At 72.1% G+C, this 20,508-nt stretch carries 15 protein-coding genes and 1 pseudogene; 3 read left to right on the forward strand and 13 right to left on the reverse strand.

The window, feature by feature from the left end:
- Positions 1-8: 8 nt before the first annotated feature.
- The 6 genes from AB0C66_RS18365 to AB0C66_RS18390 all read right to left on the reverse strand — a co-directional run bounded on the left by AB0C66_RS18365 (position 9) and on the right by AB0C66_RS18390 (position 6,231).
- Positions 9-1,001 carry an MBL fold metallo-hydrolase gene (locus AB0C66_RS18365; protein ID WP_362439057.1) on the reverse strand — a complete coding sequence of 331 codons (993 nt, stop codon included), beginning with the start codon at positions 999-1,001 and terminating at the stop codon, positions 9-11.
- A gap of 76 nt (positions 1,002-1,077) precedes the next feature.
- Complete coding sequence (locus AB0C66_RS18370) at positions 1,078-2,577, reverse strand: glutamate synthase subunit beta (RefSeq protein ID WP_362439060.1); 1,500 nt, start codon at positions 2,575-2,577, stop codon at positions 1,078-1,080.
- Between the two features lie 237 nt (positions 2,578-2,814).
- A complete protein-coding gene (locus AB0C66_RS18375; protein ID WP_362439063.1) occupies positions 2,815-3,861 on the reverse strand; it encodes a nitronate monooxygenase in 1,047 nt (348 codons plus the stop codon).
- On the reverse strand, positions 3,861-4,610 hold the full coding sequence (locus AB0C66_RS18380) for a CoA-transferase (protein WP_362439066.1): 750 nt from the start codon (positions 4,608-4,610) through the stop codon (positions 3,861-3,863). Before AB0C66_RS18380 ends, AB0C66_RS18375 begins: the two co-directional genes overlap by 1 nt.
- Positions 4,607-5,455, reverse strand: a complete 849-nt coding sequence (locus AB0C66_RS18385) for a CoA-transferase (protein WP_362439941.1) — start codon at positions 5,453-5,455, stop codon at positions 4,607-4,609. Before AB0C66_RS18385 ends, AB0C66_RS18380 begins: the two co-directional genes overlap by 4 nt.
- Positions 5,456-5,475: 20 nt before the next feature.
- Complete coding sequence (locus AB0C66_RS18390; RefSeq protein ID WP_362439069.1) at positions 5,476-6,231, reverse strand: enoyl-CoA hydratase family protein; 756 nt, start codon at positions 6,229-6,231, stop codon at positions 5,476-5,478.
- Positions 6,232-6,310: 79 nt separating this feature from the next.
- Here AB0C66_RS18390 and AB0C66_RS18395 point away from each other — a divergent pair, with 79 nt between their 5' ends.
- Complete coding sequence (locus AB0C66_RS18395) at positions 6,311-7,129, forward strand: SDR family oxidoreductase (RefSeq protein ID WP_362439072.1); 819 nt, start codon at positions 6,311-6,313, stop codon at positions 7,127-7,129.
- A 1-nt stretch (position 7,130) separates the two neighbouring features.
- Positions 7,131-8,042, forward strand: coding sequence for an SDR family oxidoreductase (locus AB0C66_RS18400; protein WP_362439075.1), 912 nt, complete (start codon positions 7,131-7,133; stop codon positions 8,040-8,042).
- 3 nt (positions 8,043-8,045) lie between these two features.
- On the opposite strand, the gene AB0C66_RS18405 is transcribed toward AB0C66_RS18400, so the two are convergent.
- From AB0C66_RS18405 to AB0C66_RS18435, 7 genes and pseudogenes are all read right to left on the reverse strand, one after another.
- Complete coding sequence (locus AB0C66_RS18405) at positions 8,046-9,302, reverse strand: transglycosylase family protein (RefSeq protein ID WP_362439078.1); 1,257 nt, start codon at positions 9,300-9,302, stop codon at positions 8,046-8,048.
- Between the two features lie 159 nt (positions 9,303-9,461).
- Positions 9,462-12,467 carry a glycoside hydrolase family 38 C-terminal domain-containing protein gene (locus AB0C66_RS18410; RefSeq protein ID WP_362439081.1) on the reverse strand — a complete coding sequence of 1,002 codons (3,006 nt, stop codon included), beginning with the start codon at positions 12,465-12,467 and terminating at the stop codon, positions 9,462-9,464.
- 75 nt (positions 12,468-12,542) lie between these two features.
- A complete protein-coding gene (locus tag AB0C66_RS18415; protein ID WP_362439084.1) occupies positions 12,543-14,654 on the reverse strand; it encodes an endo-beta-N-acetylglucosaminidase in 2,112 nt (703 codons plus the stop codon).
- A 57-nt stretch (positions 14,655-14,711) separates the two neighbouring features.
- Positions 14,712-15,941: a glycosyl hydrolase gene (locus AB0C66_RS18420; RefSeq protein ID WP_362439087.1), complete on the reverse strand. Its 1,230-nt coding sequence runs from the start codon at positions 15,939-15,941 to the stop codon at positions 14,712-14,714.
- A 14-nt stretch (positions 15,942-15,955) separates the two neighbouring features.
- Positions 15,956-16,783 (reverse strand): annotated as a pseudogene (locus AB0C66_RS18425) (carbohydrate ABC transporter permease); the annotation flags it as partial.
- On the reverse strand, positions 16,783-17,682 hold the full coding sequence (locus AB0C66_RS18430) for a sugar ABC transporter permease (RefSeq protein WP_362439090.1): 900 nt from the start codon (positions 17,680-17,682) through the stop codon (positions 16,783-16,785). The pseudogene AB0C66_RS18425 and the gene AB0C66_RS18430, both read right to left, overlap by 1 nt.
- Positions 17,683-17,690: 8 nt before the next feature.
- Positions 17,691-18,986 carry an extracellular solute-binding protein gene (locus AB0C66_RS18435; protein ID WP_362439093.1) on the reverse strand — a complete coding sequence of 432 codons (1,296 nt, stop codon included), beginning with the start codon at positions 18,984-18,986 and terminating at the stop codon, positions 17,691-17,693.
- A 199-nt stretch (positions 18,987-19,185) separates the two neighbouring features.
- On the opposite strand from AB0C66_RS18435, the gene AB0C66_RS18440 reads away from it, so the two are divergent.
- The gene (locus tag AB0C66_RS18440) at positions 19,186-20,238 is read left to right on the forward strand and encodes a LacI family DNA-binding transcriptional regulator (protein WP_362439096.1); all 1,053 of its coding nucleotides are present in this window, start codon (positions 19,186-19,188) and stop codon (positions 20,236-20,238) included.
- Positions 20,239-20,508 lie beyond the last annotated feature (270 nt).

Below are 20,508 nucleotides of genomic sequence, written 5' to 3' on the forward strand. Positions count from 1 at the left end.
GGGGGTGGCTACTCCGCCACCGTCATATCCCGGCGCTCCCAGGCGACCTGGGCGAGATCGGCCATGACCGCGAGGAGGTCAGGACCGTCCGCCGCGCCGTCGAGATGGCGGTATTCGGTGGTCACCGTGATGACCATCCGTTCGGCCAGACCCAGCAGCGGAAAGGTGTTCTCGGCGATGAGGGTGCGGGCCGCGTCCAGGGCGGGGACCCCGGCCGTGTGCAACTGGTGGGCGCGGTCGCGGAGGTGTTCGAGGTAGCGGATATGGCCGCGGACACCCTCCCGGTCGAGCACCGGGCCATGGCCGGGAACGATGATCTCCGCACCGGTGGCCAGCACCCGCTCACACGCGGCGATCACCTGGCTCAGCGGGCCCGCCCAGTGCACCGGGTGGTCGCCCGGGTCCTCCGGGCCGGAGGCGAAGATGACATCGCCGGTGAACGCCACGCGCTGCCGCGGCAGATAGGCGATCAGATCGCCGGTGGTGTGCGCCGACGGCAGTGCGAACAGCTGGACCGGCACCTGTCCGACCCGCAGATCGAGTTCACCGGTGAACGTCAGGGTCGGCTCGACGACATCGGTGGCGGACCAGTCGAACCGTCCGAAGTGGCGCTGGAGGTACCAGCCGAGCGGGGTCTCCGGATCGCTGCCGTGCACCAGGGCGTGCAACTGCCGCGGTGTGGGCTCCCAGGCGATATGGCCGAGCGCCTCACGGGTGGCCACGACCTCCGGGTCCGGCAGCACCTCCGCACCCCACAGATGGTCACCGTTGGCATGGGTGACGATCACCCGCCCGATGCGGCCGCCCTCGGGCAGCAGGGTCCGGCTCCGCTCCAGGAAGTCCAGCGCCATCCGGCGGTCGTAGGGGGTGTCCACCCAGGCGGCCGAGCCGTCGGGGGAGACGATCAGACCGCAGTTGGCCAGCCCCCATCCGGTGCTCGGGGTGGGGGACCACAGGTGGACTCCGTCGGCGAGGGCGATGAGCGGCGGCTGCGAGATCATGGAGGCCAGTATGGGGCCGGGTATTCAGGGGTCTCTCCGTTCGACGGAGACATCGCGCCATAGGAGTCCGGCGGCATCACGCCGTGAGCGGCCGGTCGGCCGGTTCGACCGGCGCCGGAAGCGTCGTGGCGCCCGTCAGATAGCGGTCCACGGCCGCCGCGGCCGACCGGCCCTCGGCGATCGCCCAGACGATCAGCGACTGGCCACGGCCCGCGTCCCCGGCCACGAAGACCCCGTCCGCCCCGGTTCCGAAGTCCGCGTCGCGGGCGATGTTCCCCCGGACGTCGACCTCCAGCCCGAGCTGGTCGAAGAGACCGTCGCGCTCCGGACCGCGGAATCCCAGGGCCAGCAGCACCAGATCGGCCGGCAGCACCCGCTCACCGCCCGGCTCCGGCCGCCCCTCGCACTCCGCCCCGACCAGCCGCAGCGCCCGGACGCTGCCGTACGGCGGTGCCGCGTCCGGTGCGGTCCCCTCGAAGCGGACGGTGGTGGCCGAGAACACCCGCGCGTCCACGTCCGCCTCCGGCGCGGCCGCCAGCTCCCGCGCCTCCTCGTGCGCCGCGGACATCCGGTAGATCTTGGGGTAGGTGGGCCAGGGTTCGCCCTCGTCCCGCTCGTCGCCCGGCCGGGGATGGATGTCCAGCTGGGTCACCGAGGCGGCGCCCTGCCGCAGGACGGTGCCCAGACAGTCGGCGCCGGTGTCCCCGCCCCCGACGATGATCACGTGCTTGCCCTCGGCGGTGATCGGCGGCCGGAGGTAGTCGCCCTCCTGGACCCGGTTGGCCATCGGCAGGAACTCCATCGCCTGGTGGATCCCGGCCAGCTCCCGTCCGGGTACCGGCAGCTCCCGCCAGGCCCGCGCGCCCACCGCGATCACCAGCGCGTCATAGCGCGATCTGAGCTCGGCGGCGTCCACATCGGTGCCCACGCCCACCCCGGTGCGGAACTTGGTGCCCTCCGCGCTCATCTGTGCCAGCCGCCGGTCCAGGTGGTGCTTCTCCATCTTGAACGCGGGGATGCCGTAGCGCAGCAGACCGCCCGCCCGGTCGTCCCGCTCGTACACCGCCACCGTGTGGCCGGCCCGCGTCAGCTGCTGGGCCGCGGCGAGACCCGCCGGGCCCGAACCGATCACCGCGACGGTCCGGCCGGTCAGCCGATCGGGGGGCCGGTGCGGGACACGGCCGCTCTCCCACGCCCGGTCGGCTATCGCGACCTCGACGTTCTTGATGGTGACCGCGGGCTGGTTGATGGCCAGCACACACGCGCTCTCGCACGGGGCCGGGCACAGCCGCCCGGTGAACTCCGGGAAGTTGTTGGTGGCGTGCAGCCGCTCGCTCGCCCGCAGCCAGTCGTCCCGCGAGACCAGGTCGTTCCACTCGGGGATGAGGTTGCCCAGCGGGCAGCCCTGGTGGCAGAACGGGACCCCGCAGTCCATACAGCGGTCCGCCTGGGCGTTGATGATCGGCAGCAGCCCGCCGGGCTCGTAGACCTCGTCCCAGTCCCGCACCCGCTCGGCCACGGGGCGGCGCGGGGGAAGGCGGCGCGGTGTGGTGAGAAAGCCCTTCGGGTCGGCCATGACGGCCTCCGTCACCCGTGTACATGGTCCCGGGTACATGGTCCCGGCCGGTGTCATGATCCGGTCAGGGAGGGCCCGGTCGTTCACCGGGCTTCCGGAGCGGCGGCGGTACGCGGCGCCGTCACGCGTTTCTCCCCACTGTACGACCGGTCCCGTACGGCGTGGCGGGGTCCCGTACGGCGGGGCGGGGCGGCCACCACGGGCCGGGCCGAGCGGTCCGTTCGCGCGCCGCGGCGGCTACCCGACCGGCAGCTTGGCGCGTACCTCCTCGGCCTGCGCCATCACCCGGTCCACCAGCTCCGCGCAGGACGGCAGATCGTCGATCACCCCCGCCACCTGACCGGAGGCCATCACCCCGGTGTCGGTGCGGCCGTCGACCATCGACGCCTTGAGCAGCATCGGGGTGGTGGCGGCCAGCAGCACCTGGCTCCAGGTGAGCTCCCGGCCGCGGCGCATGGCCCGTCCGTCGCGTGCCATCCGCGCCCAGCCCATCCCGGACAGCCGTCGGAAGGCGGCGGCGTGGCGCACGGCGCGGACGAGGGCGGCGGCGCGGCCCGAGCGCTCCAGGGCGTCGACCAGTTCGCTGCGCAGCATCCGGTGCGGCAGCCCGTCCACGGCCGTGGTGACGGTGACATCGGTGACCGCGGCGGCCAGGTAGCGGGCCTTCACGGCCGCCGGCACCGTGCTGTCGGAGGTCAGCAGGAAGCGGGTGCCCATCGCGATCCCGGCCGCGCCGTAGGCGAGCGCGGCCACCAGACCCCGTCCGTCGTGGAAACCGCCCGCGGCCACCACCGGGATCTCCACCGCGTCCACGACCTGTGGGAGCAGCACGCTGGTGGCCACCTCACCGGTGTGGCCGCCGCCCTCGCCGCCCTGCACCACCACCGCGTCCGCGCCCCAGGCCGCCACCTTCTCCGCATGCCGCCGCGCACCGACGGACGGGATGACGACCACGCCCGCGTCCTTCAGCCGGGCGATCAGCTCGCGGGTGGGGGCCAGCGCGAAGGACGCCACCCGTACGCCCTCCTCGATGATGATCCGCACCCGCTCCGCGGCGTCCCCCGCGTCGGCCCGCAGATTGACCCCGAAGGGCGCGTCGGTGCGCGCGGCGACCTCCCGCACCGCCGTCCGCAGCCGGTCCGGGGACATGGTGGCGGAAGCGAGGATGCCCAGCGCCCCCGCGTCGGCCACGGCGGACACCAGCCGGGGTCCGGCGACCCAGCCCATACCGGTCTGGACGATCGGATGGCGGACACCGACGAGTGCGGTCAGCGCGGTGTCCATCAGGACGGCACCTCCCGCTCGCGCAGCCCCTCCGGATCGATGACCTCGCGGATCAGCCGCAGCTCGGCCCCGCTCGGCGCACGGGTGTACGGCACGTCGTCGGCGATGGTCAGCGGGAAGCCGGTGGACTCCCGTACCTGGTCGGCGGTCACCCCCGGGTGCAGCGAACACACCCGCAGGGTGCGGTCGGGGGTGGCGAAGTCCAGGACGGCGAGATCGGTCACCACGCGCCGCAGCCGGTGGAAGCGGCCGGCCGAGGGCCCGGCCGCCGCCGCCCGGTCGTGGCCGACCCCGCACACCATGTCCACGCGCTCCACGAAGACCCGCCGGGAGTGCCGGGGTACCCAGTAACTCGTGGGGTTGTTCAGGGTGTTGACGGGCGCTCCGCGTACCCCCAGCAGCTGCCGCCGGGGCCGCTTCCAGTCGCCGACGCAACTGATGTTCTGGTTGCCGTACCGGTCGAGCTGGCTCGCGCCCATCATCACATGCCGTTTGCCGCCGCTGACCAGCGCCAGATGGCGGCGGTACGGCAGCCAGCCCTCCACCACCACCTTCCCGTCGTCGTCGGTGCCGATGAGCATCGCCTCACCGTCGGTCAGCAGCAGTTCCGGCGTGAAGGTGAGCCTGGCCAGCCGTGCGCCGATCCGGGGCACCACGCCCATCGGCGCGGCCAGCACCTCTCCATCGCCCCGCCAGGTCTCCGCGCACGCCACCACGCAGTACTCGGCCCGGCTGATGTCCCCGGTCATCGGCGCTCCCTTCCGAAGTCCGCCACCGCGGCCCGGTACGCGTCCTCGTCCCCGGAGAGGAAGCGCGTCTGGAACTCCCGCCATGCCCCGGGGTCGGCGGCGGCCTTGGCGTACGCGCTCTGGAACGCCTCGTCGCGGCCGTAGTCCGGGACGCAGGAGGTGAAGTGGGCGCCGTGCGGCGCCTCGATCACACCGGTCACACTGTGCCGGGCGACCAGCAGCGTCTGCGGGCCGCCCGCCGCGGTGAACTCCGCGGTGTCGACCACGCGTTCGCAGCTGACGTACGCACGCTCCGCCGCCTCGCAGAACAGGTCGTCGAAGTAGGGGTCGGGCCCGAGGTACTGGCCGTTGCCCGCGGCGTCCGCGCGGTTGAGGTGCACCAGCGCCACGTCCAGCCGCAGGGCCGGTACCGCCACCAGCTCCTCGCCGTCCGCGTACGGTGAACGGACCGTCCGCAGCCCGGGGTTGACCGTCATCACATCCGAGCCGAGCCCCGCGCGCACGGGCAGGAACGGCAGCCGGTGCACCGCGGCGGTCAGCCCCCACATGACCATCGCCTCGTCCAGCTCGACCAGTTCGAGGGTGCCGCCCTCGCGCGCCGCCCGGAAGTGCGGCTCCAGGGCGATCGAGTCCAGGGTGGCGAACGCGGCGACCAGTTTGCGGATCTTCCCGGCGGCGGCCAGCAGCCCCACGTCCGGGCCGCCGAAGGAGACCACCGTCAGATCGGTCACGTCCGTGCGCAGCAGGGCCCGCACCAGGGCCATCGGTTTGCGGCGCGAGCCCCAGCCGCCGATTCCGACCGTCATCCCGCTCTCGATCCGGCCGACCGCCTCGGCCGCGCTCATCCGCTTGTCCGGGCCCGGGCTCACCGCCGCTCACCGCCCCGCGCGAGGAAGGCGTCCCGGTGCCGGTCGGAGAGCCCGCCGAGATTGGCCTCGAAGGTGAAGCCCTGCTCGAAGCGGTAACTCCGGCGCACATCCACCGGATCGATACCGTTGATGGCGGCCTTGGCCAGCCGCAGCAGCTCCCCGTCCTTGGCGGCGATCTCCCGCGCCAGCTCCAGCGCGGCGGTACGCACGTCCGCGCGCGGCACCACCCGCCACACCGAACCGTGCCGGTGCAGCTCCTCGGCGGTGGCGGTACGCGCGGTGTAGTACAGCGCCCGCATCAGATGCTGCGGTACCAGCCGGGCCAGGTGGGTGGCCGCGCCCAGCGCGCCGCGGTCCAGCTCCGGTAGTCCGAAGGCCGCGTCCTCGCTCGCCACGATCGCGTCCGCGTTGCCGACCAGGCCGATACCGCCGCCGAGGCAGAAGCCCTGTACGGCGGCGACGACCGGCACCGGACAGTCGTAGACGGCGGCGAACGCCTCCGCACAGCCCCGGTTGGCGCCGAGGAGCGCCTCATGTCCCTCGGCCCGCTGCATCTCCTTGATGTCCACGCCCGCGTTGAACCCCCGGCCCGCGGCGGCGAGGACCACGCAGCGCACTTCAGGGTCGGCGCCCGCGTCGCGCACGGCCGCGGCCAGTGCGTACCAGCCGTGCACGGGAAGGGCGTTGACGGGCGGGAAGTCCACGGTGACAACGGCGACGCCCGCTTCCGGGGCGGTGGTGGAGACACCCATGAGCAGATCCGCTACCTTTCCACCAAACATTTGTTAGGTGAGAAGGTAGCAGCGCTCACCGCGCAGCGGGAGGTGTTGTGTGGCCGTCACCATCGACCTCGCCGGACAGGTCGCCGTGGTCACCGGAGGAACGCGCGGCGTCGGGGCGGGCATCGCCCGGTCCCTGCTCACCGCCGGTGCGGAGGTGGTGATCTGCGCCCGCCGGGCCCCCGGCGACCCGGTGGTGGCCGCCGGGCGCACCGCGCGCTTCCGGCCGCTCGACGTCCGTGACCCCCTCGCCGTCGACGGCTTCTTCGACTGGCTCCGCGACACCTACGGACGTCTCGACCTCCTCGTCAACAACGCGGGAGGCAGCCCCTACGGGCTGATCGCCGCCACCGGCCCGCGCCGCGCCGCCCGGGTGCTGGAGCTGAATCTGACCGCGCCGATGACCGTCGCCCTGGCCGCCCACGAGGTGATGCGCCATCAGGACGGCGGCGGTGCCATCGTGATGATCGGCAGCGTCAGCGGAACCCGGCCCTCCCCGGGCACCGCCGCCTACGGGGCGGCCAAGGCGGGTCTGGAGAATCTGGCGCGCACCCTGGCCGTGGAATGGGCCCCGGCGGTGCGGGTCAACACGCTTGTCCTCGGCATGGTCCGCACCGAACTGTCATATCTGCACTACGGGGACGCCGACGGGATCGCCGCCGTCGGCCGCACCGTACCGCTCGGACGGCTGGCCGAACCCGCCGAGGCCGGTGACGCCTGTGTCCTCCTCGCCTCCGGTCTCGCCCGCTATATCACCGGCGCCAGCCTCGCCGTGCACGGCGGCGGCGAGCGCCCTGCCTTTCTCGACGCCGCCACGGCCGACGCGGCCGACGGCGCCACCCCGAACGACCCCACCACCCAGGAGGAGTGAGATGAGCGGACTGTGCGGCGGACGTGTCGCCGTTGTCACCGGAGCGGGCCGCGGTCTCGGCCGCGCACACGCCCTCGCCTTCGCCGCCGAGGGCGCGAAGGTCGTCGTCAACGACATCGGCGCGGGCCCGGACGGCGCCGGGCGGTCGGCCGACCCGGCTCAGGAGGTGGTGGCGGAGATACGGGACGCGGGCGGCGAAGCCGTCGCCCACAGCGGGGACATCGCCGCCGCCGACGGTGCCGCCTCCCTGATCGCCACCGCCCTCGACACCTACGGACGGCTGGACACCCTCGTCAGCAACGCCGGTTTCCTCCGCGACCGGATGCTCGTGAACCTCGCCGAGGACGACTGGGACGCGGTGGTCCGGGTCCACCTCAAGGGCCACTTCCTGCCGCTGCGGCATGCCGCGGCGCACTGGCGCGCCGAGGCCAAGGCCGACCGCACACCGGCCGCCCGCGTCATTCACACCAGCTCGGGCGCGGGGCTCATGGGCAGTGTGGGTCAGGGCAACTACGCGGCGGCCAAGGCCGGGATCCTCGGTCTCACCCTGGTCGCCGCGGCCGAACTCGAGCGCTACGGCGTGCAGGTCAACGCGGTGGCCCCGGCGGCCCGCACCCGGATGACGGAGACCACCTTCGCCGCCACCATGGCCGCCCCCGACCGGCCGGGCGCCTTCGACGCCATGGCCCCCGCGAATGTCTCCCCGCTCGTGGTGTGGCTCGGCTCCGCCGCCTGCGCCGGGGTCACCGGCCGGGTCTTCGAGGCCGACGGCGGGCGCATCACCGTCATGGACGGGTGGCGCCGGGGGCCGACCGCGGACAAGGGCGCCCGCTGGACCCCGGCCGAGGCGGGGGAGGCCGTGGCGAAACTGCTCACCGCGGCCGAGCCGCCGGAGCCGGTCTACGGGGTCTGACGCCTAGATACCGACGCCGTGGGCGCGCAGATACGCGAGCGGGTTGATGTCGGAGCCGTAGCCGGGGCCGGTCCGGATCTCGAAGTGGAGATGCGGACCGGTGGCGTTGCCCGTCGAACCGGAACGGCCGATCTGCTGACCCCCGTTGACGCTCTGCCCCGCCCGCACCGACAGCTGGGAGAGATGGGCGTACTGGCTGAATCTGCCGTCCGGGTGGCGGATGACCACCTCGTATCCATAGGCGTCTGCCCACCCCGCCGAGACCACCCGGCCGGTGCCCACGGCCTTGACCGAGGTGCCCACGCCCACGGGGAAGTCCACGCCCGTGTGATGGCCGCTGGACCAGCTGGAACCGGCCGCCCGGTAGGCCGTGGTCGGGCTGACCCCGCTGACCGGTGCGCTGAATCCCGCGCCGGTGGCGGGCTTCGAGGCGGACTTGTGGCGGCTGGAGTGCTGCCTCTCCGGCTGCGGCCGCGGTTTCGGCTTGGCCTTGTGGTGAGTCTCCGGCGTGGGCTTCGGCCTGGCCTTCGGCGCGGTGTCCGCCTTCGGGGCGCTCTTCTCCGGCGTGGTCTTCTCCGGCGCAGCCCTGCCGCTGCCGCTCAGGGCCAGTTTCTGACCGGGGTAGATCAGATCCGGATCGCCGCCGATGGTCTGCCGGTTGGTCTCGTACAGGGTCCGCCAACCGCCCCGCACATTCTGGTCATCGGCGATCCGGGATAGCGTGTCACCGCTGACGACCACATAGCGGCCGGATCCGGACGGCGCCTGGCCGGGCAGCCGGGTGGGTGTGGGCTTGCTCCGCTCGGTCTGCTTCCGCTGGGTCTCCCGGGTCCGCTGCGCGGACGCCTTGACCGCCTCGGGCGCGCCCCGGGGCGCTGACGCCTCCCGGCTCAGCCCCGCCTTGCCGGAGCAGACCGGCCAGGCCCCGGGTCCCTGGGCGTCGAGCACCTTCTCCGCGACGGCGATCTGCTGGTCCTTGGTGGCCAGATCGGCCCGTGCCGCATAGGCGGTTCCGCCGTACGCCTTCCAGGTGCTCTGGGTGAACTGGAGCCCGCCGTAGAAGCCGTTCCCGGTGTTGATGGCCCAGTTGTCGGTGGACTCGCACCGGGCGACCTTGTCCCAGGTCCCCTCCGAGGCCGCGTGCACGCCCGTGGCGCCGACCAGTGGCAGGGCGAGTCCGGCGCCGCCCGCCGTGACGCTCAGCGAGGCACGGGAGATGCGAGGGGGCTTCGGACGGCGGTGGCGTCCCCGTAAGGGCATGGACGGCTCCTTTTCCTGCTGCCGGTGCGGCGCGCTGCCGGGCGCGCCAAAGATAAGGGGCCCGATTCGGCCACAACAAGAGGGAGTTGCCCCGGAAAGAGGGCCGCAGTGCGCTGTGCTGCGACCCTCCTCAGGTGATGTGATGTGTGTCACATCATTTCACTCGGTGGTGTGGGAGAGACGCAGGGTGACGAGCTCGAACGGGCGCAGCACCAGCGGACAGTGTGGGCCCTCGTGTTCCACGGGACCGGTCGGCCGCTCCAGCAGATCGCAGAACGCGGCGCCGGACAGCGGGAATCCGGCGGTCAGCCGGGTCCGCACCCGGCCGCCGCGCGACTCGTACAGCCGCACCACCACATCGCCGCCGCCGTCATCGGCCAGTTTGACCGCCGTCACCACTACGGCGTCGTCCTCGACCGACACCAGGGGGGCCACGGCCGCGCTCCCCGGCACCCGCCGCTCGGGCAGATTGATCCGGTACCCCTCCCGCACCGCGTCCCCGATCGCCGCCCCCGGCACCAGCGCGTAACGGAAGCGGTGCGTTCCCTGATCGGTGTGCGGATCCGGGAAGCGCGGGGCGCGCAGCAGCGACAGCCGGACGGTCGTGGTGTGCGCGGTGCGTGTGACGTCGTAGCCGTAGGTGGAGTCATTGACCAGCGCGGCACCCCAGCCCGGCTCCTCGACCTGGACGAAGCGGTGCTGACACGCCTCGAACTTCGCCGCGTCCCAACTGGTGTTGGTGTGGGTGGGCCGGTGGAGATGGCCGAACTGGGTCTCGGCGGCGATCCGGTCACTGCGCACGTCCAGCGGGAAGGCGGCCTTGAGGAACTTCTCCGTCTCGTGCCAGTCCACCTCGGTGTCGATCTCCAGCCGCCGCTCGCCCTCCGGAAGGGTCAGCCGCTGTTCGACCCGGGAGGAGCCGAAGGTCCGCACCACCCGTACCGAACCGTCCGCCCAGGCCAGCTCGCGCACCTCCGTGAGATCGGTGACGGTGTTCCGGTAGAAGTGGTCGACGTCCCACGCGTCCCACATGTTCGGGAAGTCCGGGTGCAGTTGGAGGAGATTGGCCGCTTGTCCGGGGGCCACCGTCTCGCGGTCCGCGACGAGGTCGTAGACCGACACCACCAGACCGCGGCCGTCGATGCCGACCCGCAGCAGGCCGTTGTCGAGCACGAAGCCACCGCCCTCGCGCGGTGCGGAGGTCACCGGCGCCCCCGCGCCCTGACGCACGGGTGCGGCGCCACCCGCCGGAACTCCGGCCCGCTCATGCGGAGCCGCGTTGAACACCAGCTCCGCACCGCCGCCGTCGACACCCCCCGCCAGGGCGGCCAGTGCCGCCGCGACGATGTGCTCCAGCTCCTCGGCGACCCGTGCGTAGGTGCGCTCCGCCTCCTGATGCACCCAGGCGATCGACGACCCCGGCAAGATGTCATGGAACTGATGCAGCAGCACCGTCTTCCACAGCCGGTCCAGCTCCTCATGCGGATAGCGGAATCCGGCCCGTACCGCCGCCGTCGACGCCCACAGCTCCGCCTCGCGCAGCAGATGCTCACTGCGTCGATTGCCCTGTTTGGTCCTGGCCTGGCTGGTCAGCGTCGCCCGGTGCAGCTCCAGATACAGTTCGCCCACCCACACCGGGGCATGTCCGTACTCCTCCCGGGCCTTCTCGAAGAACGCCGAGGGACGCTCGAAGGCGACCCTGGCCGAACCCTCCAGATCCGCCAGCCGCTTGGCCCGCGCCACCATCTCGCGGGTGGTGCCCCCGCCGCCGTCGCCCCAGCCGGTCGGCGCGAGTGAACGCCCCGCCGAACCCTTCTCCCGGAAGTTGCGGACCGCGTGCGCGACCTCCTTCCCCGACAGCTGTGCGTTGTAGGTGTCGATCGGCGGGAAGTGGGTGAACACCCGGGTGCCGTCCAGCCCCTCCCACCAGAAGGTGTGATGCGGAAACGCGTTGGTCTGGCTCCAGGAGATCTTCTGGGTGAGGAACCACCGCGCCCCCGCCTGCCGGACCAGCTGCGGCAGTGCGGCGGAGTAGCCGAAGGTGTCCGGCAGCCACACCTCCTCGGTCTCGATCCCGAACTCCTCGAGGAAGAACCGCTTGCCGTGTACGAACTGCCGGGCCAGCGCCTCCGACCCCGGCATATTGGTGTCCGACTCCACCCACATCCCGCCCACCGGCACGAACCGGCCCTCCGCCACGGCCTTCTTGACCCGGGCGTACACCTCCGGCCGGTGCTCCTTGATCCAGGCGAACTGCTGCGCCTGCGACATCGCGTAGACGAAGTCCGGCTCGTCCTCCAGCAGCGCCGTCATGTTCGCGGTGGTGCGGGCCACCTTGCGCACCGTCTCGCGCAGCGGCCACAGCCACGCCGAGTCGATATGGGCATGGCCCACCGCGCTGATCCGGTGCGCCGAGGCATGGGCGGGGGCCGCCAGCGCCTCGGCCAGCGGCTCCCGGGCACGGGCCGCCGTACCGCCCACGTCCTGCAAGTCCACGGCGTCCAGGGCCCGTTCGACCGCACGCAGGATCTCCCAGCGGCGCGGGGTCTCGGGCGACAGCTCCGCCATCAGCTCGCCCAGCACCTCCAGGTCCTGCACCAGCTCCCACACCGTCCGGTCGAACACCGCGAGGTCCATCCGGGCCAGCCGGTACCGAGGCTCGCTGCCCGCCGTCAGGGGATCGCCCAGCTCGGTCGGCTGGAAGGGGTGGTAGTCCAGCAGCACCGGGTTGGAGGCGGCCTCGATATGCAGCACCACCTCCTCGCCGCCCGCGACCGGGTCCCCCACCCGGACCCACTGGTTACGCGGATTGAGCCCCTTCACCGGGGAGCCGTCCGGGCGGTAGACCAGCCCCTCGCACTGGAAGCCCGGCATGTTCTCGTCGAAGCCCAGATCCAGTACCGCCTCCACGGTCCGGCCCGCCCACCGCGCCGGGACCGTGCCGCGCACCGTGAACCAGCTGGTGCCCCACGGCGGCCCCCAGGCCGCGCCGACCGCGAGGGGGGTGCGGGGCGCGGCCAGCCCCTCGGCCACGGGCACGGGTTCGCCCGGGGCGTTCCAGATCCCGGTCTCGAGCGGTATGGACTCCGGATACACCGCGGGGCGGATGCGCTCCTCCAGGACGCGCTTCAGCCGGGCTTCGGTGACGGCACGGTCGCTGTGCATGGGGTGTGAGCTCCTTGCTTGCCGGAGGTGACTGACGGAGGTGGCCGGTCTTGACCGCCGGGCGTGGTGGGGGTGTTACCAGGGGAACGAGACCGAGGCGGGCGGGGAGGAGGTGAACAGCTCGTCCACGGCCCGTACGTCGATCCGGGACGACCGCTCACCGTTCACCCGGCGCAGCGCGGGTACGTAGTACGCGGTGCCGCAGGTGCCGCCGAGGAACCGCCGGCCGCCGTCCGGCAGCGCCTGGTGCACCTCGTAGTGGCGTACCGCGCCGGACGAGCGCCCCCAGGACAGCCGCAGCGCGGCCGTCCCGGCCTCGGCGCCGGGCCGGGAAGCAGTCACCGTCAGCGGTCCGGGCGCGTCCGGAGCCTCGGGGGCCGCGTCCCGTACCGCGAGCGCCCCCAGCCGCCAGCGCACGGTGCCAGCGCCGGGCGCGGTCAGCCGGATCCCGAGGGCCCGCACCGACTCCGCCCGGAGACCGTGCCGCCGTCGGCCGATCCGCAGAGTGGCGGTGGTCCAGCCACTTCCCGCGCGCAACGTGCCCGCCGGGACGTAGCCGAAGTCGTAGGCGCCGCCCGGCGCGTCCGGCTCCTGTACGGCCACCGCCAGCTCGACCCGGACCGCGGCCGACCCGGCGTCGGCGCGATGGGCCAGCTCCACCACGGTGGCGGCCGACAGCGGCAGCCGGACCGAGTGCAGCTCGACCGTCGTGGGCGCGTCCAGGGCGCCGTCCACCAGCAGACTGCTGCCGCCGCGCCATGCGTCGGCGAAGTCGAAGGTGACGGCGGGGCGGGCACCGTTCGTCCGCACCACCCAGCGGCGGCCGGGCAGCCGGTCCTGGAGTCCCAGATGGTTCCAGGCGGTGTCGGAGACCGCCGTGCCCTCCTCGTACCAGCGCAGGCCATGGCCGGTGTTGAAGGACGTGGCGAAGGGCAGCGCGGTGACGGTGGAACGGTCCGCCACGGAGAGGGCCGGCGCCCGCCACTCCCCGGTGCCGCTGCCCGGCGTGGACGGATCGAGGGAGGCGCCGGTCCAGAAGCGGTCGTCGCGGGCGTGGAAGGCCGCCGGGGTGCGCTGCCCGGACGGCAGGCTGGTCCAGGTCCACTCGGGGCGGTAGAAACCGTAGCCGGTGGTGTGCGGGGCGTCGGCGGGGACGATGGCGTCCCAGTCCACCGAGGTCTCATAGCCCTCGGACTCCACGTCGATCCCGGCCCACAGCTCATAGCGGTCGCGGTCCAGATCCCGCGCCAGCCGCCCGGAGGAGACCAGCCCCGACCGGCTCCAGTCGAAGTTCAGGAACATGGTGTCGGAGGCGCGGAAGAAGGCCGCGTTGCGGTCGTTGAGCGCGTTCTGCCAGCGCACGGCGCCACTGTCCACCATCGCGTCGTACCAGGTGATCCGCAGCCCCTCACCGTGGTCGCGCAGATGGCGCAGGAAGTCCCGCATATCGGTGGCCAGTTGAGCGTCCCCGCCATCGGTCTCCGCGTTGATGAACCAGCCGTCGAAGCCGTACGCCTTCGCCACCTGGATCAGCTTGTCCGCGATCGGGAACCCGCCACCGCCGCGCTGGACCAGCTCGCGGGTCCAGCGCAGCTGCCCGCCGTACGCCACGGGCGGCAGGAAGACCGTGCCGAGCACGGGTACGCCATTGCGGTGGGCGGCGTCCACGACGGGCGCGTTGGGCGCCAGGATCAGCCCCTCGCCGGAGGAGCCGCCCCAGAACACCAGCTCATCGAGATAGGCCCAGTGCGTGAGCGCGTAGAAGTCGGCCGTCGCGGCCCCCTGGGAGGGATTACCGGCGGTGGGGGCGAAGGCGGCCAGGGCGGACACCCGGGCCTGACCGGTGCGCGCGGTGGTGTTGGGCGCCACCGGAGCGAAGCGGGACGCGAGCGGAACCGTCGCGGAGTTGAAGGCGAGATCCGGATCGGACTCCGGGGTCCACGACTTCAGCGCCCGCCAGACCACACCGTCCCCCGGGCTGCCCGAGGGCAGGCTGTCGGGGAACCAGTACGAGGCATACGGCCGCAGATCGTCGATGGCGGTGGCCGCCGTGGGCGTCCGGCCCGCGGCGGCCGCGAGGCCCGGGGGAAGGGCGGCGGCTGTCGCCGTGGCCGCGCCCGCGGCCAGCACATGGCGGCGTCCGGGGCGGGCGGGCACCGTACGTCGGGTTGCGGATCTGTCGTACACGCTGGACTCCTTCGCTGGGAGGTCAGGTGGTGGGAGGACGCCCCATCGGAGGGCGGCTCATCGCAGGGCGTCGACGGTCAGTACCTCCGTGATGCCGCGCGCCGCCAAGTGCGTGGTGTCCGAGGCCCGTTCGGCCAGTACCACGGCCGGTCGCGTCCCCCCTGCGGCGGCCCTCATCCATGCCTCGAAGAACACCCCGCCCGGTGCGCACACCGACCGCTCCCGAGCGGATTCGCCGCCGACGTCCACCACCAGCGCCGTACCGCGTGGCGCGGGCGGCCGCCCCGGCCGCTCCCGGACCATCCGGGCCAGCGCCCGCCCGGCCGGTTTGACCCGGCGGTCGTTGGTCAGCAGCCCGAGCCCGTACTCCAGCTCGGGGAAGTCGGCGAGCCCGCGGTCCACATCGTGCGAACACCACCAGGTCACCCCCCATACATCAGGGCAGTCCAGTGCCTGGGCGACGGTGGTCTCGGTGAAGGCGGCGGCCCGCTCGGGCGGGATATGCGGTGCGGGCGCGCCGACCTCCTGCAACCAGACCGGCCGGTGCGGATCCGTCGCCCATGCCTTGGACAGCTCGATGAGGTACGCGGCGTGCAGTCCGGTGGCGGCGCCCGTCGCCCCGTGGCGCTGGGCCGTGCCGTTGAACACCCAGGAGTGCACCGCGGTGGCGGCGCCGAGCCGGGCCGAGTGGGCGGGGGTGAACGGATGGTCGTCCTGGTACCAGGCGGCGTCGTAGGAGGCGTGCAGATGCGGCCGCCCCGGTGCGCCCTTCTCGCAGGCGTCGAGCATCCTGCGCAGCCACGCCCCGGCCTGTGCGGGGGTGATGCGGTCGGGGTCGGGATGGGGCGCGCCGGAGAACTGGTTGATCTCGTTGCCGACGGTCATCCCGAGGAACGCGGGCCGGTCGGCCAGGGCGGCGGCGAGCGTGCGCAGATACTCCGCCTGGGCCTCCACCACATCGGGGTCGGTGAAGAGGTTGCGCCGGTGCCAGGTGGTGGTCCACGAGGGGATGAAGTCGAAGCTGGACAGATGGCCCTGCAAACCGTCCACGTTCACCTCGAGACCGCGTTCCGCCGCCGCGTCGACGAGTTGGACCAGCTGCTCGACCGCGCGCGGGCGGATCAGGGAGCGGTTGGGGTGGAAGACCGGCCACAGTGGGAAGACCCGGATATGGTCCAGGCCCAGGGCGGCGATGGAGTCCAGATCGGCGCGGACCTCGTCGAGGTCGAAGTCCAGCCAGTGGTGGAACCAGCCGCGGGTGGGGGTGTAGTTGACGCCGAAGCGCACGGAAATCGATCCCTTCAGCCCTTGATGGCGCCCTCGCCGACGCCACGGAAGAAGTACCGCTGGAGACAGGCGAACATCACGATCAGCGGGGCGACCGCGATGATGGTGCCCGCCGCGACGAGCCGCGGATTGTTGGCGAAGGTGCCGTGCAGATAGTTGAGGCCGACGGTCAGGGTGAACTTGTCGGAGTCGGAGAGCACGATCAGCGGCCACAGGAAGTCGTCCCAGGCGCCCATGAAGGCGAAGATGGCCACCACCGCCAGGGTGCCCCTCACCGCGGGCAGCGCGATCCGTACGAACCGCTGCCACACATTGGCCCCGTCGATGACCGCGGCCTCCTCGATCTCGTACGGGAGGTTGGCGAACGCGTTCCGCATCAGCAGCACGTTCAGCGCGCTGACCGCGCCCGGCAGCACCACGGCGGTGAGGGTGTTGTTCAGCTCCAGCTCCCGCATGGTGGTGAACTGGGCGATGATGATGGACTCCAGCGGCACCAGCAGCGCCAACACAAAGGCGAGCCCTGCCGCCCTGCGGCCGCGGAACCGCAGCCGCGCCAGCGCGTATCCGGCCATCGCCGCGCCCACGCAGTTGGTGAGCACATTGGCCACCGCCACCTTGAGCGAGTTCAGCGCGTAGTCCCACACCGGGACGATGTCGGCGACCCCGGAGTAGTTGTCGAGCGTGGGGTGTTCGGGCAGGAAGGCGGGTGGCGAGGTGTAGATGTCCTCGGTGGTGCTCTTGAGCGAGGTGGACAGCTGCCACAGGAACGGCCCCACCGTCAGCGCCAGCACGGCGAGCAGCAGCAGATAGCGCAGCGCCTTCTCCCAGCCGGACATCCGCCTCACCGCGGCTCCTCCCGGCGGTCGGCGCGCAGCACCAGCAGCATCAGTACGAGGGTGAGGGCGAAGACCACGAGCGACAGCGCGGAGGCATAGCCCACCCGTCCGTTCAGACCCGTGCCCACCCGCTGCACCAGCATGACAAGCGTGGTGTCCTGCCCGGCCGGGCCGCCGGTGGGCCCGGCCAGCAGATAGACCTCGGAGAACACCTTGAACGCGGCCACCGAGGAGAGCGCGCCGACCAGCACCATGGTGGAGCGGACGGCGGGGACGGTGACGCTGAGGAAGCGGCGGACCGCGCCCGCGCCGTCCACGGCGGCGGCCTCGTGCAGTTCGGGCGGTACGTTCGCCAGCGCGGCAAGGTAAATGATCATGTAGTAGCCGAGCCCCTTCCACACCGTCAGCGCCATGGCGCTGAACAGCAGCAGCCACTGGTCGCCGAGGAAGCCCACGGGGCCGGCGCCGAGGAAGGTGAGGATGCCGTTGACCAGACCGCGGTCGTCCAGCATCCACCCCCAGATCAGGGAGACCACCACGACCGACGCCACCACCGGGGTGTAGAAGGCGGCCCGGAAGAAGGTGACACCGGGGATCTGCCTTCGGACGAGCAGGGCCAGCAGCAGCGGCAGCAGTACGGTGCACGGCACCACCAACACCACGTACAGCAGGCTGTTGCGCAGCCCCACGGTGAACTGCTCGTCGTCCAGCATGGTCCGGAAGTTCGCGAGGCCCACCCAGGAGCCGCCGGTGAGCGTCCGGGTGTCGGTGAACGCCAGGTGGATGGTGGTCAGAAAGGGATAGAGGGTGAACGCGGTGACCACGGCGAGCCCGGGGAGCAGAAAGAGCCAGGGGCTCGCGGCCCGGTGTGTCCTCACGGAGGGAGCGGCGGGGCGGCGGCGCATCGGTGCCCCTAACCCTGCTGGAGCAGCTTGTTGCTCTGTGCCACGGCGTCGTCCAGCGCCTTCTTGGGCGACTTCTTGCCCTGGAGCGCCTTGGCCACCTCGTTCTGGAGCACGGTCTTCATCTCGTCGCTCATCACGACGGGGGTGTAGTTGACCGCGCCCTTGAGCAGCTTCGCCGAGGCGACCCGCACCCGGCCCTCGTCGGTGCCGTCGTCCTTGGTCCAGTAGGGCTTCTCCAGCGACCCCTTGGTGCTGGGGAAGATCGCCACCTTGTGCGCGAAGGACTCCTGGTTCTTCTGGTCGGTGACGAAGTGGGCGAACGCGATGGCCGCGGCCTTGTGCGCGCTGTTCTCCTTCACCGCCAGGCCCATCACATACATGTTGGGTTTACCGGTGTTGTTGGGCGCCTCGGTGATGCCCAGGTTCTTGTAGAGGCTGGGCGCGTCCCGTTTGAAGGTCTCCAGGTCATGGGCGCTGCCCGGGTTCATCGCGACCTTCTGCTCCAGGAACTTCTGCCCGGCCTTCTCCGGGGTGTTGGTGAGCGCCTGGCCGTCCAGACCGCCCTTGTCATAGAGCTTCTTGTACCGGGTGAGCAGCTCGACGCCCCGGGACTCGTTGTAGGTGAAGGCGGTGGCGTCGCCGTTCATCAGCTTCACGCCGTAGCGGCCGAAGTCCTCGATGGACGGGGTGCCCGCGAGCGTGGCCACCTCGCCGTCGGAGGTCTCGGCCATCGTGTCGGCGGCGCTGAACAACTCGTCGTAGCTGCGCGGTGGGTCGGCCGGATCGAGCCCCGCCTTCCGGAAGAGCGCCTTGTTGTAGAACATCGGCCCGGTGTTGAGGTACCAGGGGAAGGCATAGGTGCCGTCGAGGCCCGGGAGGGCGTTGCCCCGCCATGCCTCTGGGGTGTATTCGGGGCGGTACCGGGAGCTGGCCTTCTCCTGGTCCAGGTTCATCAGCACACCGGCCTTGGCCAGCGGATGGGCGAGATCCGGGGACACATTGACCACATCGGGGAGATTGTCCGATCCGGCGTCCGCGCTGAGCTTTTCCGCATAGTTCTCGGCGGGCTGATCCAGCCAGGTGACCTTGACGTCCGGGTACTTCTTCTCGAAAGCGTCGACCAGATCGTTGAAGTAGTCCTTGAAGTTGGCCCGGAGATTCCAGGTCTGGAAGCGGATCTCGCCCTCGATGGCACCGTCCGCGCTTGATCCGCCTCCCTTGTCGCCACCATCGCAGCTGGTCAGGGCCATGGATGAGAGGAGGAGAGGGAGGATGGCAGCGGTCGCTCTACGGGATATGGGCATGGCCGACGAGCTCCTTCGATGAGCCGGCGTGAGTCCGGTGGGAGCGGGAGAGTGCGGGAGGGGGCGGATCAAAAACTGCACCCGGAACAGGAGTTGCGTCAAGACTTCCGTCGCCAACTAATGCGCTTTAGTCTGAATCCAGCTCAAGCGCTTTAGTGATCTCCCCGAAGGGCACCGCCCGGGGAGCGGGAGGAAGCCCATGCGCCGGACACCGGCCCGACGCCCCACGATGAAGGACATAGCCCGCCGCGCCGGGGTCTCCGAGAGCGCGGTCTCCTTCGCGCTCAACGACCGCCCCGGGGTCTCGGCGGCCACCCGTGACCGGGTGCGGCGCGTCGCCGAGGAGCTCGGCTGGCAGCCCAGTACGGCCGCCCGTGCCCTGTCCGGAGAGGGTTCGGCCACCCTCGGCCTGGTGCTCGCCCGGCCCGCCAGCACCCTCGGTGTCGAGTCGTTCTTCCTGCAACTGGTCTCAGGGGTACAGGAAGCGCTCTCCCCACGCCGTCTCGGACTGCTCTTCCAGGTGGTGGAGGACCTGGGCGCGGAGTGCGCCACCTACCGCCGGTGGTGGGCCGAGCACCGGGTGGACGGCGTGCTGGTGGTCGATCCATGCCGTGACGACCCCCGGCCGGCACTCCTCGACGAACTGGGCCTGCCCGCCGTGGTGATCGGCTCCATGACCGACGACCCGGCCGCCGAGCCCACCGCCCACCCGGGCATCTCCAACCTCTGGGCGGACGACGCCGCCGCGATGGCCTCGATCGTCGGTCATCTCCACGAGCTCGGTCACCACCGGATCGTGCATATCGCCGGACTGCCCGAACTGGCCCACACCCGGCGCCGGATGCGTTCGCTGCGTGCCGAGGCCGAGCGCCGCGGACTCACCGAGGTGGACTCGGTGACCACCGACTACTCCGACGCCCAAGGGGCCGAGGCCACCCGCCGGGTGCTCGCACGGGACCGGCCGCCCACCGCCCTGGTCTACGACAACGATGTGATGGCGGTGGCCGGACTCGCCGCCGCGGCCGAGCGGGGGCTGGCCGTCCCGGCCGATCTGTCCATCGTGGCCTGGGACGACTCCGTCCTGTGCCGCAGCACCCACCCCTCGCTGACCGCACTGGTGCGGGACACCGCGGCCTTCGGGCGGCATGCCGCCGAGCGGCTGATCGCGCTGCTCGACGGGGAGGCGGCCGTACGGGTCCAGGACGACATCCCGCGGCTGGCCCCCCGCGGCAGCACCGCCCCGCCGCGCTAGGTCCTGTACGGCGGATCCGAGGAGCGGTCCGCGGCGTCCGGCGCGGGGGCACCGGGTCCGGGAGCATCGCACGGCGGGGGATCGCCCTCGCACCCGGGCGCACCCGGGCGCACCCGGGCCGCTCCGGCGCCTCGGCGAGGTGCGGTGCGGTGCCGGGCGTCGCGGGCCCGACGGGTTTCGCCGGACAGGGCCCGCGCCCCGGTACGGCGGTGGGGGGCCGCCCGGGCCCCGGGGGGGGCCCCCCGCTCACCGGGGGGGGCTGTCTACGGG

The sequence above is a fragment of the Streptomyces sp. NPDC048636 genome, assembly GCF_040650655.1.
Lineage (GTDB): Bacteria > Actinomycetota > Actinomycetes > Streptomycetales > Streptomycetaceae > Streptomyces.